The organism is Actinoplanes sp. NPDC051343 (assembly GCF_044455125.1).
GTDB lineage: Bacteria > Actinomycetota > Actinomycetes > Mycobacteriales > Micromonosporaceae > Actinoplanes.
The window spans coordinates 222,793-236,727 of sequence record NZ_JBITEL010000005.1 but is presented as its reverse complement, the minus strand read 5'-3'; the positions used below and the strand labels follow the sequence as shown (position 1 = coordinate 236,727).

The window sequence follows — 13,935 nt, the reverse complement described above, 5'->3', positions numbered from 1 at the left end:
ATTACAGGCCGCAAGTCGAATCCTTGCAATAACTTGTTTCGATATTGCGCCCGTGTGTCGTAGAGGTTACGGTCCCCGTAGCCCCACCCCCGTCCCCCGCTTGCTCCGTCGAAAGTGAGCAACACATGTCCAGAAGAAGGCTCGGCGCCGCCGTACTCGGTACAGCGCTCGTCGCCTCCGGGATCGGCGCGCTCGCCGCCGCAGGCCCGGCTCTCGCCGCTGCCACCGGTGGCGTGGGCGCGACGCTGCCCTACGTGGAGGTTCAGGCCGAGAACTCGGCGACCACCGGCTCGGTGATCGGCCCGACGGCGGCCTACGGCCAGCTGGCCGACGAGGCGTCCTACCGCAAGGCGGTCACCCTCAACGCCGGGCAGTACGTCGAGTTCACCACCCCGGTCGCCACCAACTCGATCGTGTTCCGCTACAGCATCCCCGATTCGTCCGGCGGCTCGGTCTACACGACGCCGATCAACTTCTCGGTCAACGGGGCCGCGTCGAGCGGGTTCACCCTGACCAACGCCTACAGCTGGTACTACGGCGGCTATCCGTTCACCAACTCGCCGGGCAGCAACCAGCACCACTTCTACGACGAGACGCACCGGCTCTTCTCGACGACGTACGCGGCCGGCACCAAGTTCCGCCTGACCGCGACCTCGAACACCACGATCGACTTCGCCGACTTCGAGAACGTGGCCGGCGCTCTTTCGCAGCCGAGCGGTTCGGTGAGCGTGACTAGTAAGGGCGCCGACCCGACCGGCGCGGCCGACTCGACCGCCGCGTTCAACTCGGCGATCCAGGCCGCGGGCGCCGGCGGCACGGTGTTCATCCCCGAGGGCACCTTCAAGATCCCGGGCCACATCGCGGTCAACAACGTGACGATCAAGGGCGCCGGCATGTGGCGTTCGACGGTCACCGGCGCGGCGCCCGGCTTCTACGGCCAGGACGCCCCGAACGCCAGCACCAACGTGCACCTGTCCGACTTCGCGATCTTCGGCGACGTGCAGGAACGCAACGACGGTGCCCAGGTCAACGGCATCGGCGGCGCGATGAGCAACTCGACCGTCGACCGGCTCTGGATCGAGCACGACAAAGTCGGCGCCTGGATGGACGGCCCGATGGACAACCTCGTGTTCTCGGGGATGCGGATCCGTAACACCACCGCGGACGGCGTCAACTTCCACAAGGGCGTGACCAACTCCAAGGTCACCAACAGCGATCTGCGGAACCTCGGCGACGACGGCCTGGCCACCTGGTCGGAGTCGGTCGCCGACGCGAACGACTCGTTCGACCACAACACCGTGCAGTACCCGATCCTGGCCAACGGCATCGCGATCTACGGCGGTCACGACAACTTCGTCACCGACAACCGCGTGATCGACTCGGGCCTCACCCAGGGTGGCGGCATCCACGTCGCGCAGCGCTTCGCGTCGACGACGCTCGGGCGTACGGACGTGCTGCGCAACACACTCATCCGGGACGGCGCCCTCGACCCGAACTGGCAGTTCGGCGTCGGCGCGCTCTGGTTCGACGCCCGCGACGCCGCGATGAGCGGCCTGGTCAACGTCGACAACATCCTGATCCAGCAGAGCCCCTACGAGGCGATCCAGTTCGTCTCCGGCTCCAGCATCACCAACGTGAAGATCAACAACGCGACGATCCAGAACACCGGGACGTTCGTCGTCCAGGAGCAGGTCGGCGGCTCGGCGACGATCACCAACAGCACCGCCACCGGTACGCAGGGCCCGGCCCCGATCTACTCCTGCGGCGTCGGCTTCACGCTCACCGACGGCGGCGGCAACTCCGGCATCTTCGGAGCCACCGCCTGCACGATGCCCACCCCGTCCTTCCCGCCCTACCTGCCCGACAACGGCTCGCTGATCTCGATCAGCCCGACCGCGGTCGGCTTCGGCTCGGTCGCGACCGGCGCCACCAGCGCCGCCCAGTCGGTCTCGGTCACCAACAGCGGCTCGTCCGCGGCGCCGGTCACCGCGGTCAGCACGACCGGTGACTTCTCGCAGACCAACACCTGCGGCACCAGCATCGCCGCCGGCTCGTCCTGCGTGGTCAGCGTCAAGTTCGCGCCGAGCGCGGCCGGGTCACGCAGCGGCAACCTGACGATCACCGCCTCGGGCATCACCAACACCGTGCCGCTGTCCGGCACCGGCGTCGCCCCCGGCCCGATCCTCAACCCCAGCCCGAGCAGCCTGACCTTCGCCGGCACGATCGTCGGCAACACCGCGGCCGGCCAGACGGTCACCGTCACCAACAGCGGCACCACCGCCGCCACGGTCTCCGGCGTCACCGCCTCGGGTGACTTCTCGCAGACCAACAACTGCACCTCCCTTGCGGTCGGTGCCTCCTGTACGGTCACCGTCTCCTTCAAGCCCACCACCGGCGGTACGCGTACCGGCTCGATCTCGATCGCCAGCAACGCCAACAACAGCCCGACCACCATCGCCCTGACCGGCAGCGGCATCGGCAGCACCACCAACATCGCCGCCGGTCGCCCGGCCACTGCGAGCAGCCAGGTCAACGCCACCCAGGCCGCGACCACGGCCACCGACGGCGACGCCAACACCTACTGGGAGAGCGCGAACGGCGCCTTCCCGCAGTGGCTCCAGGTCGACCTCGGTGCCACCTACGCGATCGGCAAGGTCACGCTGAAGCTGCCGCCGTCGACCGCGTGGGCCACCCGCACCCAGACCCTGGCCGTGCAGACCAGCACCAACGGCTCGTCGTTCAGCGACGCGGTCGGCTCGGCCACCTACACCTTCAACCCGGCGTCGGCCAACACCGTCAACATCACGGTGCCCGGCACCAGCGCCCGCTACGTGCGGATCAACATCACCGCCAACTCGGGCTGGGCGGCCGGTCAGATCAGCGAGTTCGAGGTCTACCCGAGTGGTGGGGGAAGCAACCCGACGGCGTCGCTCGGCGCCAACCCGTCGGCGCTCACCTTCGGTAGCCAGGCTCTGAACACGACCAGTGCCACGCAGGCGGTCACCATCAGCAACACCGGCTCGGCGTCGGCGACCGGCGTCGGCGTCTCGACGAGCGGCGACTTCTCGCAGACCAGCAACTGCGGCACGACGATCGCGGCCGGGGCGTCCTGCACGGTCAACGTGAGCTTCCGGCCGACCGCCTCGGGTACGCGTACGGGAAGCGTCTCGATCGCCGGAAGCGCGCCGGTGACCGTGAGCCTCACCGGCACCGGTGCCGGCGGCACCACGAACACCAACCTGGCCGCTGGCAAGCCGACCAGCGAGTCCAGCCACAATGACGTCTACCCGTCGTCGAACTTGACCGACGCCGACCAGAACACCTACTGGGAGAGCGCGAACAACGCCTTCCCGCAGTGGGCGCAGGTCGACCTCGGGTCGGCCCAGAGCGCGAGCCGGGTCGTGCTGACCCTGCCCGCCGGCTGGGGCGCCCGCAACGAGACCCTGTCGATCCAGGGCAGCACCAACGGCAGCACCTTCACGTCGGTCAAGGATTCGGCGAGCTACGCCTTCAACCCGTCCGCCAACAACACCGTGACCATCACCTTCACGGCCACGACGCAGCGTTACTTCCGGCTCAACGTCACCGCCAACAGCGGGTGGCCGGCCGCCCAGATCTCGGGCTTCCAGGTCTGGAACAGCTGACCTCGCGGTAACCGACGGCCGTCGCCCTCCAGGGGGGTGGCGGCCGTTCGGCCGTTTTTACGCGCTCCAGCCCCGGCGATCAACCGCTGGCTCGAGCGCTACATCGACACCCGTTACCCGGCCGGTCCGAGGGGCTCGGCCGTGGCCCGCACCCGGATGATCGACGACCTCACCGGAGAAGCGTCGGCCGACGGTGCCCGGCAGGTGGTGCTCCTCGGTGCCGGTTACGACAGCCGGGCCTACCGGCTTCCCGCGATGGCCCGGACCACCGTCTTCGAGGTCGATCACCCGGCCACCCAGAGGTCCAAGCAACGCCTGCTCCGCGGTGCCGTCCACCCGGGACTCCGGACGCACGTGCGGCTGGTGCCCGCCGACCTGACGGTCGACGATCTTGCGGCGTCGCTGCGGGCCGCGGGATTCGAGGCCCTCGAGCGTACGGTCGTGGTCTGGGAAGGCGTGACCAACTACCTGACCGGGGAGGCCGTCGACGCCACGATCCGCGGCCTGGCCGCGCTCGCCGGCAGCGACAGCCGGCTGATCTTCACCTATGTCGACCGCGACCTGACCCTGTTCCTCGACCTGTCGGCCCGCGAGGCCGCCGACCGCTACCTGCTCCCGCTGGGTCGGCACGACCCGGCCTCGTCGTTCTACCGCATCGCCGCCGCGGAGATCCGGTGACGCATGTCTAAGGTTTCCGACGAGCACAAGGCGGCCCGCCGCCGGCAGATCCTCGACGCCGCCGCCCGCTGCTTCGCCCGCGACGGCTTCCACCGCACCTCCATGCAGGACATCGTCCGCGAGTCGGGGATCAGCGCCGGCCTGGTCTACCGCTATTTCGAGGGCAAGGACGACATGATCGCCGCGATCGTCGCCGAGTGGCACGAGCAGCGCCAGATCGTGCTCACCGAGGCCGCCTACCTCGATCTTCTCCGCGCGGTCGGCGACCCGGACGCTCGCGAGCGCATGCGACTCGGCGTACAGATCTGGGCCGAGGCGATCCGCTCGCCGCGTGTCGCCGAGGTCGCCCGGCGCACGATCGACGAGCCACGGGCGGCGGTCGCCGGGCTCTTCGCCGACAACGGCGACGGTTTCGCCCGCGTCCTCATCGCGCTCTACCAGGGGCTGCAGCTGCAGACCGCCTGGGACGAGACGGTTGACAACGAGGCGTACGTCGTCGCCGTTCAGGCCTTGCTGCGGAGGATGGACATCACCTCGGGCGACGGCCAGCCCTCGACGCGATAGCGGAGCGGGGTCAGCAACGGCTCCGGCTGCAGGTCGATCTCGTCCGCGACCACCGACCAGGGCACCTGGAGCGCGACCGCGCCGTCGCGCGCGAAGACGATCGAGCGGGCGGCCGGTAGCAGCGTCACGATCCCGTCGACCCAGGTCGCCACCGTCTCGGCCGGCCCGTTCGCCGGGGCCACCGCGATCAGCTCGCCGACGTGCACGTCGATGCCCGCTTCCCGGTACTGGCCGGTCAGCCACGCGGTCTGGGCGCCGTACTCGCTGGCCGCGAGGATCGCCTCGGCCCGCCGTACGGCGATCTCATGCGGATGGCCGGGCGGTGGGGAGTAGGGCACCGTACGCCCGTCCGGACCGGCCACGTAGCCGACCGGCGACACGCTGCGGGTCGCCTCGGTGAAGTGCTTCTCGACCAGGTCGTAAAGCGGGCCCAGGTCCTCCGGCGGCGAGCAGAGCACCAGCGTGTGGTTGTCCGGCGCGAACGCCATGATCGGCGTGCCGACCCGCTCGCTCACCCCGGCCAGCCAGCCCGGCGCGAGCAGAAGCGAGGTGAAATATGCGTCGCCGTCGTCGATCATCGTGATCATGGCCGTCCCGCGGTTCTGCTCCCACGGGCCGTCCAGCGAGCGCGCGGCGATGCCGGCCAGGTTGTCCCGGGCCGCCGCGAACACCTCGTCGGCGGTCACCTCCCACTCCGGCAGCCGGGCCGCGGTCACGTACGCCATCGCCTCCTTGTGGTCGACGACCACCAGTTCGTGCAGGAACGGCAGCGCCGGGCGGGACAGCGGCGGCTGCATCCCGGGCGGTCCGGCCTGCCCGAACGTCTGCCCGCGCAACACCGGGCGCAGCCTCGGGCGTACGGACTCCCAGCTGTCTTCGGACCGGGGCGCGGTCATGATCCGGACGAGTTGTTCGATCCGTTCCTTGCGCTGGGGGGCCGGCGCACCGGCCGCTTCCTGATAGATGTTCGACAGGTAGAGCCAGGCCGCCGAGCCACCCTCGTCGCGATGGAGCGCGATCGCGAACCTGTCCGGATGGTAGGTCGCGCTGCGCACGCCCGGCATCCGGCGCACGATCCGCAGCGCCTGGGCGGCGAACCGCCGGCGCGAGGGCTGACCGAGCGACTTGAACCATCCCACCGGCGCACCGTAACCGATCATCGCACCCGGGCGGCGACCGGTAGCGGACAGAATGGGGACATGGAATCCACGGAATACGACCTGATCGTGCTGGGTGCCGGTCCGGTCGGCGAGAACATCGCCGACCGCGCGGTTTCCGACGGCCTCACCGCCGCGCTGGTCGAGCACGAGTTGGTCGGCGGCGAGTGCTCGTACTGGGCCTGCATGCCGTCCAAGGCGCTGCTCCGGTCGGGCCAGGTGCTGCGGGCCGCCCGAGCGGTGCCCGGGGCGGCCGAGGTGACGCGCGGCGGCGTCGACGTGCGCGCGGTGCTGAAACGCCGCGACGCTTTCGCGTCGAATTGGAACGACGACGGCCAGGTGCAATGGGTCCGGGGTGCGGGCATTTCCCTGGTACGCGGTCACGCCCGGCTGTCCGCACCGAAGCAGGTGACCGTGACCGCCGCCGATGGCACCGAGACGGCGCTGACCGCCCGGCACGCCGTGGCCGTCTCCACCGGGTCGGACGCCCTCGTCCCCGACATCGACGGGCTGGCCGACGCCGACCCGTGGACCAGCCGGGAGGCGACGAGCGCCCAGGAGGTGCCGGCCAGCCTCGCGATCATCGGCGGCGGGGTGGTGGCGACCGAGATGGCCACCGCGTACGCCGATCTCGGCTCGGAGGTCACGCTGATCGCCCGGGCCGGCCTGCTCACCGGCACTGAGCCGTTCGCCGGTGAGATCGTCGCGCGCGCACTGTCCGCCCGCGGCGTGAAGGTGCTGCTCAAGACCCATGCCGTGGCGGTAAACCGCGACTCGGGCGGGGTCGCGCTGTCGTTGAGCGACGGCCAGCGGGTCACCGCCGAGGAGGTGCTGGTCGCGACCGGCCGCACCCCGCGCAGCGTCGGCATCGGGGTCGAGGCGGTCGGCCTGACTCCGGGGGAGTGGCTCCGGACCGACGACACGATGCGGGTCGAGGGCTTCGACTGGCTCTACGCGGCGGGCGACGTCACCGGCCGTGCCCTCCTCACCCACCAGGGCAAATATCAGGCCCGGGCGTGCGGTGACGTGATTGCGGCGCGGGCGCTCGGCCGGCCGGTGGACGAGAGGCCGTGGGGCACCCACGTCGCCACGGCCGATCACCGCGCGGTCCCGCAGGTGATCTTCACCGATCCGGAGGTGGCGACGGTCGGGCTCACGGCCGAGGCGGCGCGCGCGCAGGGGTACGAAATCAGGGTCGTCGACTACGAGATCGGCAACGTCGCCGGGGCCGCCCTGCACGCCGACGGCTATCAGGGCACGGCCCGGATGGTGGTCGACGAGAAGCGCAAGGTGCTGCTCGGCGTGACGATGGCCGGTCCCGACGTGGGGGAGATGTTGCAGGCGGCCACGTTCGTGGTCGTCGGCGAGGTGCCGCTCGACCGTCTATGGCACGCGGTGCCCGCTTATCCGACGGTCAGCGAGGTCTGGCTGCGACTGTTGGAGGCGTACGGCCGGCCGTAGCAGTTCTGGAAATGGCGCGACGGCCGAGGTGTGCACGCCTCGGCCGTCGCGTTTCCATTCTTCGATCAGTGGTGGAACGGCGGGCGGTGCGTCGGCCGGCCGTGACCGAACGGGCCCCGGTGCGAGCTGACCGACAGCTGCCAGTCACCGTGGTGACGGCCGAAGCGGACCAGGTTGCAGTCGTGCCGGTCCCAGCGGTCGCGCATCTCACCGAAGCGGCCGCTGCGCTCGCACTGCAGCCGGCTGTGGAAGTAGCCCACGACGCGGTCGTGACCGCCGTGGTCCTTGGCGGCGGTGGCCGTAGAGGCCGACGCCGGGCCGGCACCCATGGTCAGGGCGGCCGCAACAGCCATTCCCGTCATTGCCAGCAAGCGAGTCGCTTTATTCATGGAAATCACCTTCATTTCTAACCGTGATCGGGGGTTGTGTGCCGAGCATAGGAGCCTTCCGGCATTCGCGCCGTCGGCAACGCGCACACGATAAGGTGACTTTTCGCGGCAATGTGAAGGAATAGACGAATTGTTCAACAAATGATCAGAGGCGCGTTTATTTTGACGCGCCAGCACATTTAAGTATTGCATTTAGAATTGGCCGTGAGCTGCACTGTTCCGGCCGCGCCGGCCCGATCGGGCCGACACCCGGTCCAGTGTGGACGGCATCCGTGCGCCACGACGTGCCGCCCCGACCCCAGGCCGTCGTCCTGGCGATCCTCTGAACCGCGGTGGGCGCGCCCACGCCGCCGAGGCCTCCGTCCCATCCCCGCCGGCCCGCCCCAGCCCGATCCACCACGTCGACGCGCACACGATCGTCCGGCACCGGCATCACGCCGCACACCCCGGGGCCTGGCCGTGGTCACCACGCCATCAGTCGGCTCTGCGAACCGTGAGCGCCCAGCTCAGGATGTGGCGACTGCGCTGGTCGTGATCGACCCGACCGACGGTGGCGTACGTACGCCCGTACTCCGACGGTGACAAGAGCAGCTGCCGCTACGACAACGCCTCCGCGCTGCATCCGGCCGCATCGACCGTCAAAGCGGTCGTGCCGCCGGCGCGCTCACGGAAGGTGTCGGCTATAAGTCACGCTGGGGCGCCGGCTCGCCCCCGCCGCCTCCCGACCCGACGAGCGGGCCCGGCTTTCACCGGGCCCCATCCATCGGTTCGGTCAGGGCTTGGTCAGGAGGCAACCGGTGACGGTCAGGTCGATCGTGCGGCTGGAGCCGACGCAGGTGGTGAACCAGTACGTCTCCTCGCCGTAGCTCTGGCCCTGGTACGCGTGCGTGGTGCCGTTCGCGTCGACCTCGCACGGGTTGTTCAGCGTGCACATCTCGCCGTCGTCGTTGCCGGTGTTGTTGATGCCGACGATCTGCCCGGACGAGGCGTTCACGATCGGCGAGCCCGATGTGCCGTGGATCGTGTCGCAGTTCGGGTCGTAGCGCAGCGAGTCGTGCCAGGTCCACTGGTCCTCGCGGAGCGTCGGCACGAAGCTGGAGATCTGGCAGCTCCAGATCTCCTTCCAGTAGCTGGACGGGATCGAGACCGCGGTGCCGGCGGCCGGGTGCGCGCTCGAGATGGTCAGCGCGGTCGCGCCGTAGCGGCTCGAGAGCGTGGCGAACGTGCTCGTCAGGCGGTAGAGGGTGACGTCGGTGCCGGTCATCGTCGCGTAGATGACGCGGTCAGCCTTGACCGTGGCCAGCGCGCGGCCGCTGCTGTTGAGCAGCGTGCCCGACCGGCTGCTGGTGCGGTTCTGCAGGACCACGCCGGCGTTGATGAATCCGCCCTCGTAGCAGTGCCCGTTGGTGAGCATCATGGCCCGGTCGCTGCTGACCGAGGTGGGGAAGCGCACCAGTGACGCCGAGCAGTTGCTCAGCGAGATGGTGTTGGCGAGGGTGACCGCCGTGGCGGCCTGGGCCGGTGCTCCACCGATGAGGACACCGGTCGCGGCGGCCAGACCGGCCGCGACCATTGCGAGCGCCCGTCGTACGCGCATGAAGGATCCCTTCTTGCCGGTGCGGCGGGTGGCCGAGGTCGGGCAGCCCGCCGCACGGTGAGGCGGCGCGGCGCGTGACGGGTCGGCGGCACGCTAACGCCGAACAGGTTGCCCGTACCCTGGCATCTACATTGATCAATGTCAATTAGGAGGGAACCATCCAGCCCAGCACCGGCGTGCCCTGCAACGCGACGATCGCGCACATCACCAGCAGCAGGACGACACTCCACAGCACCACCCGCCGGAAGATGTCGCCCTCCCGGCCGGCCATGCCGACCGCCGAGGCGGCGATCGCCAGGTTCTGCGGACTGATCATCTTTCCGAGTACGCCACCGGACGAGTTGGCCGCCGCCAGCAGCACCGGGTCGAGCCCGGCCTTGGCCGCGGTCTGCACCTGCAGCGCCCCGAAGAGCGCGTTGGCCGAGGTGTCCGAGCCGGTGACCGCGGTGCCGATCCAGCCGAGGATCGGCGAGAGAATGACGAAGACCCCGCCGGTTGCGGCGAGTGCTTCGCCCAGGGTGTTCGTCTGCCCGCTCTGGTTCATGACGTACGCGAGGGCCAGCACTGCCATCACGGTCACGATGGCGTGGCGCAGGTTGGCGTAGGTCAGCCCGTACGCCCGCAGCGCCTTGCCCGCCGATATGCGCAGGACGACCGCGGTGAGGATGCCCGCGACGATCATCATCGTGCCGGCAGCCGGTAGCCAGCCGAAGGCGAACGTGACCGAGGAGAGCGGCTTCCCGTTGGCGCCCAGCACGTGCAGGCCGGGCCACGCGAAGCTGACCGTCCACGGCGACTTGGCCAGCGCCGCCTTGACCGGCCCGATGCTGATGATCGAGAAGATCGCGATGATGATGAGGTAGGGCGCGTAGGCCCGCACGATTTCCGCCGGGCTGTCCCGCCGCTCCAATGAGGCCGATGCGGCCGCGGAGGCCCCGGTGGCCCCGGTGGCTCGGGACAACTGCGGGGTCGGCGAGTCCTTACCGCCGCGCGCCGTCCCGTCGGGGTCACCGTCGTCCGGAGGAGACCCCGCAGGCGCCGCCGAGGCCCCGGAGCCGACGGCGGCTCCGGACCCGGCCGAGGTACCGGAGTCGCCCGACGAGCCAGAGCCGCCCGACGAGCCCGAGCCGGCCGACGAGCCGGATGCGACCGCAGGGCCGGAGCCGGCCGACGAGCCGGGAGCGCCGGATGTCGACGCCGCCAAAGTGGCCACCGACGACGGCGGAGCCGCGCCGGCCGTCACCATGTCCGGCTCGTGGGACGGTTTCCAGATGCGCAGGAAGCCGATCACCGAAGCCGCCGACAGCAGCGCCGCCACGATGTCGGTCAACGGCACCGACAGATAGTTCGAGGCCGCGAACTGCGCCACCCCGAACACCAGCCCGGCCGTGAGGGCGACCGGCCAGGTCTGGCGGAGTCCCCGCTTCCCGTCGATGACGAGGACGAGGACCAGCGGCACGACCACGGCCAGTATCGGCGTCTGCCGCCCGACCATCGCACCGAGCGTGTCGCTGTTCAGCCGCGGGTCGTCACCGGCCCCCGCGGCCACCGTGCCGAGCGTGACGATCGGCGTTGCCAGCGCCCCGAACGCGACCGGCGCCGTATTGGCGATCAACGCCACCGACGCCGCCCGGATCGGACTGAACCCGAGCGCGATCAGCATGACCACGGTGACCGCTACCGGCGTACCGAAGCCGGCCAGCGCCTCGAGCAGCGCGCCGAAGCAGAACGCCACGATGACGGCCTGGACGCGCATGTCCGGGCTGACCCGCGCCATCGATCGGCGCAGCACGTCGAAGTGGCCGCTGACCACGGTCAGGTTGTAGACCCAGATCGCGTTGAGCACGATCCACAGGATCGGGAAGAAGCCGAACGCCGCGCCCTCGGTGGCCGAGAGCACGGACTGTCCGACCGGCACGGAGTAGACGGTTATCGCGACGACCAGGGCCACCACCAGGGCGATGACGCCGGCCAGCCAGGCGCGCATGCGCAGCACGCCGAGCAGCACGAAGAGCGTTAGAAGGGGAAGAACTGCGAAGATCGCGGAGAGACCGACCGAATTGCCGACGGGGTCGGTCACGATCCGGAACTGATCCACCATAGGACCCATCCAGGGTTGTCGATCGTTCCGATCAATCTAAACCGCGCATGACCGAAACGAACAGCCCTAGATCCCGATGCGACCGAACCGCACGTCGCCCCACGACCAGATCGCGGTCAGTTGCACCCGCTGCCCGGGCTTCGGCGCATGCCAGACCCGGCCCACGCCGGCATAGACCGCCACGTGGTAGGCATGGCCGCCGCTCAGCCAGAAGACCAGATCGCCCGGCCGGGCGGCGGCTTTCGCGATGTGCCGGGCGGCACGGAACTGCCCGTCGGCCGTACGCGGGAGGCTGATCCGCACACTCCGATACGCGTACCCCGTCAAGCCGGAGCAATCGAAGGCGCTCGGCCCGGTGGCGCCGAAGCGGTACGGCTTTCCGTGTTGAGCACGCGCCGCGGCCACGATGTGATAGCTACGCATTCTCGCCGCGTACGCAATTCCAGCGGGAGTCGAACGCGCCGCGCAAGTGCCGGCGGCGGGAGCAATGGTCAGCACCACCAGTGCGGCGGCGATGAGAATGGCGAGACGAACCGGCAGAGCCTTGACGTCGAGAAACACAAAGAATCCTTGGTCCTTCAACCGCCTGCGAGGTTAGCTGTCGGATCAGGCCGGAAGGACGGCCCGTCGCGCGTGGCGACCTCACCCCGAGCCGGCTGGTGAGCCGGCATGATGGTTCCCCCGTCCCCGCTCACTGAAGATCCTGATAGGAGTCGGTTTCCTCGACGCTCTCGGTGAGCGGGACTCGGCGCCCGAGAGCGACCTCCCGTCGGGGAGGCACCGCATACCCATCGGCGGCCCTCCGTGATTCGACAGTTCACGCGCCGCGTCCCGCCCGCCTCATTGGTCCCGAACCGGAGGCCCCGGTCGCTACCTCTCCGGACATCGCAGCCGGATCGACCCGATTCGGCGGAAAAATACGGCCGCCGGACGGTGAACCTCGTCACCGAATTCGTTGACCCCCGAAAGTGGATATCGGTTAAGCGCGAGCCCGGATCGGTCGAAAGGTATTGGGATAGACCTCTGCAAAGGGCGGTGAATTGCATGGTTCTGCACCAGATCGGAGAGTGGACTGATGCGGAACTTCCCCGGCTCAACCGGGCGATTCTTTCCGGTGATGCCCCACCGGGACTACTCACCGAGCAGTGCACTCAGGTGCTTTTCCCGCTATTGCCGCAACCCGACCGAGTGCCCGCTGAGCAGGCAAAACGCTTGGCCGTACGCCTCGGATTCGTCGGCGCCTCGCTCGGCCGGCACTACCAGGAGCGGACGCCGGAGGGAAAGCGGACGCCGGAGCGGGCATACGACGGCCTGACCGTCGGTGACCTGCCTTTTCGTCTCTACTTCGAGGCGATCGCGGAGCGGACCGGCACCGGACACTGCGGCCGCGACACCTATGCCTCCCTGGTCCGCTGGAACGTCGGCACGCTGAAGGTCCTGCGAGGCGACGAGACGATGGCCGTGCTGCCCGGCGTCTTCGACGACGGCAAGGTGCGCAGTTACACCGGCACGCCAGGTGAGGAGCGCTTCTTTCTGCTGGTCAAGAAGGGCGAGGCGGTCGAACTCGCGATCAACGACGTGCTGGGGCCGCTGACCGGGGACGAGGGCGTCCTGCTCGGCGCCGAAGCCCTCGACCGGGTGCGCCTCGCGATCGAGCTGCTGGTCGCGCTGCGCGAACTGTTCCGCGATTTCGCCGCGCTCCCGCCCGAGCGCAGCATGCCGACCGACCAGTTCCTCGACGTGTTCCGGCAGTTCGCGGTCCATTGGACGCCCGGCGACGTCCCGCCCAGCGGCGCACTCGACCCGGAGGCGCTGAAACGGGACTTCCTGCTCGGCCTCAACCTCGACGGGTACGAGAGCAACGTCCGGCGCCTCTTCCCGGCGTTGCTGACCGCCGAGCGGGAGGCGATCGAGTCGATGATGGCCGAGCCGACGCTGCCCGAGCGTGTGCTCGCCGGCCTCGGCCGGTCGCCCGCCTCGCTGCGGGAGGCCGACCGGGGTGACCTGGTCCGGCTGGTCGGCGAGCATCCCGGCCTGGTCGACTGGTATCTGCTGCTCGCGGCGCACGCCCGGGCGGCCGGTGCGCACCTCATGCTGAGTAAGAAGTTCCTGTTCAAGCCGCAGCAGCGCCGGGATGCGGCAGGTCTCGGCGACCGGCCTCTGGTGTCGAACCGGTCCGGCACGACCGGCATGAACGAGACCTTCCTGGAGCGGATCACCCGGGCCCGGCAGGACCACCTGCTGGCGCCACTGCGCCGCGTCATAACCCGTGAAACACCAGAAACCACCACCAATACGGGTGTATCGTCGCCGATATCCGTTTCCCGTATGGGCTAAGGCGGTA

The 13,935-nt window shown here is 69.5% G+C and carries 10 protein-coding genes and 1 riboswitch; of the genes, 5 read left to right on the top strand and 5 right to left on the bottom strand.

What is annotated here, in order from left to right:
* The first annotated feature begins 125 nt into the window (after positions 1-125).
* Genes ACIA5C_RS18555 through ACIA5C_RS18545 form a run of 3 tightly spaced genes read left to right on the top strand, consistent with a single transcriptional unit; the run spans position 126 to position 4,886 of the window.
* Positions 126-3,644, top strand: coding sequence for a choice-of-anchor D domain-containing protein (locus ACIA5C_RS18555; protein WP_396056072.1), 3,519 nt, complete (start codon positions 126-128; stop codon positions 3,642-3,644).
* A 36-nt stretch (positions 3,645-3,680) separates the two neighbouring features.
* The gene (locus ACIA5C_RS18550) at positions 3,681-4,322 is read left to right on the top strand and encodes a class I SAM-dependent methyltransferase (RefSeq protein WP_396056070.1); all 642 of its coding nucleotides are present in this window, start codon (positions 3,681-3,683) and stop codon (positions 4,320-4,322) included.
* Between the two features lie 3 nt (positions 4,323-4,325).
* Complete coding sequence (locus ACIA5C_RS18545) at positions 4,326-4,886, top strand: TetR/AcrR family transcriptional regulator (RefSeq protein ID WP_396056068.1); 561 nt, start codon at positions 4,326-4,328, stop codon at positions 4,884-4,886.
* On the opposite strand, the gene ACIA5C_RS18540 is transcribed toward ACIA5C_RS18545, so the two are convergent.
* A complete protein-coding gene (locus ACIA5C_RS18540; protein ID WP_396056066.1) occupies positions 4,826-6,025 on the bottom strand; it encodes a hypothetical protein in 1,200 nt (399 codons plus the stop codon). The two genes, ACIA5C_RS18545 and ACIA5C_RS18540, sit on opposite strands and share 61 nt — an antisense overlap.
* 60 nt (positions 6,026-6,085) lie before the next feature.
* Here ACIA5C_RS18540 and ACIA5C_RS18535 point away from each other — a divergent pair, with 60 nt between their 5' ends.
* Positions 6,086-7,504 carry a dihydrolipoyl dehydrogenase family protein gene (locus ACIA5C_RS18535; RefSeq protein ID WP_396056064.1) on the top strand — a complete coding sequence of 473 codons (1,419 nt, stop codon included), beginning with the start codon at positions 6,086-6,088 and terminating at the stop codon, positions 7,502-7,504.
* A 65-nt stretch (positions 7,505-7,569) separates the two neighbouring features.
* Here ACIA5C_RS18535 and ACIA5C_RS18530 read toward each other — a convergent pair whose 3' ends face one another.
* The 4 genes from ACIA5C_RS18530 to ACIA5C_RS18515 form a co-directional block, all read right to left on the bottom strand.
* Positions 7,570-7,893, bottom strand: coding sequence for a hypothetical protein (locus ACIA5C_RS18530; protein ID WP_396056062.1), 324 nt, complete (start codon positions 7,891-7,893; stop codon positions 7,570-7,572).
* A 772-nt stretch (positions 7,894-8,665) separates the two neighbouring features.
* Positions 8,666-9,490 (bottom strand): serine protease, encoded by an 825-nt coding sequence (locus tag ACIA5C_RS18525; protein WP_396056060.1) that lies wholly within the window; start codon positions 9,488-9,490, stop codon positions 8,666-8,668.
* A 145-nt stretch (positions 9,491-9,635) separates the two neighbouring features.
* Complete coding sequence (locus tag ACIA5C_RS18520) at positions 9,636-11,600, bottom strand: L-lactate permease (protein WP_396056058.1); 1,965 nt, start codon at positions 11,598-11,600, stop codon at positions 9,636-9,638.
* A gap of 57 nt (positions 11,601-11,657) precedes the next feature.
* Positions 11,658-12,152 (bottom strand): C40 family peptidase, encoded by a 495-nt coding sequence (locus ACIA5C_RS18515; protein WP_396056056.1) that lies wholly within the window; start codon positions 12,150-12,152, stop codon positions 11,658-11,660.
* 7 nt (positions 12,153-12,159) lie between these two features.
* Positions 12,160-12,320: riboswitch (cyclic di-AMP (ydaO/yuaA leader) on the bottom strand.
* A 459-nt stretch (positions 12,321-12,779) separates the two neighbouring features.
* Here ACIA5C_RS18515 and ACIA5C_RS18510 point away from each other — a divergent pair.
* Complete coding sequence (locus ACIA5C_RS18510) at positions 12,780-13,928, top strand: hypothetical protein (protein WP_396056054.1); 1,149 nt, start codon at positions 12,780-12,782, stop codon at positions 13,926-13,928.
* Positions 13,929-13,935 lie beyond the last annotated feature (7 nt).

Bases quoted from the DNA above. Each gene is read 5' to 3' on its own strand.
- ACIA5C_RS18555 (WP_396056072.1), top strand. From the start codon at position 126: ATGTCCAGAAGAAGGCTCGGCGCCGCCGTACTCGGTACAGCGCTCGTC.
- ACIA5C_RS18545 (WP_396056068.1), top strand. From the start codon at position 4,326: ATGTCTAAGGTTTCCGACGAGCACAAGGCGGCCCGCCGCCGGCAGATC.
- ACIA5C_RS18535 (WP_396056064.1), top strand. From the start codon at position 6,086: ATGGAATCCACGGAATACGACCTGATCGTGCTGGGTGCCGGTCCGGTC.
- ACIA5C_RS18530 (WP_396056062.1), bottom strand. From the start codon at position 7,893: ATGAATAAAGCGACTCGCTTGCTGGCAATGACGGGAATGGCTGTTGCG.
- ACIA5C_RS18525 (WP_396056060.1), bottom strand. From the start codon at position 9,490: ATGCGCGTACGACGGGCGCTCGCAATGGTCGCGGCCGGTCTGGCCGCC.
- ACIA5C_RS18520 (WP_396056058.1), bottom strand. From the start codon at position 11,600: ATGGGTCCTATGGTGGATCAGTTCCGGATCGTGACCGACCCCGTCGGC.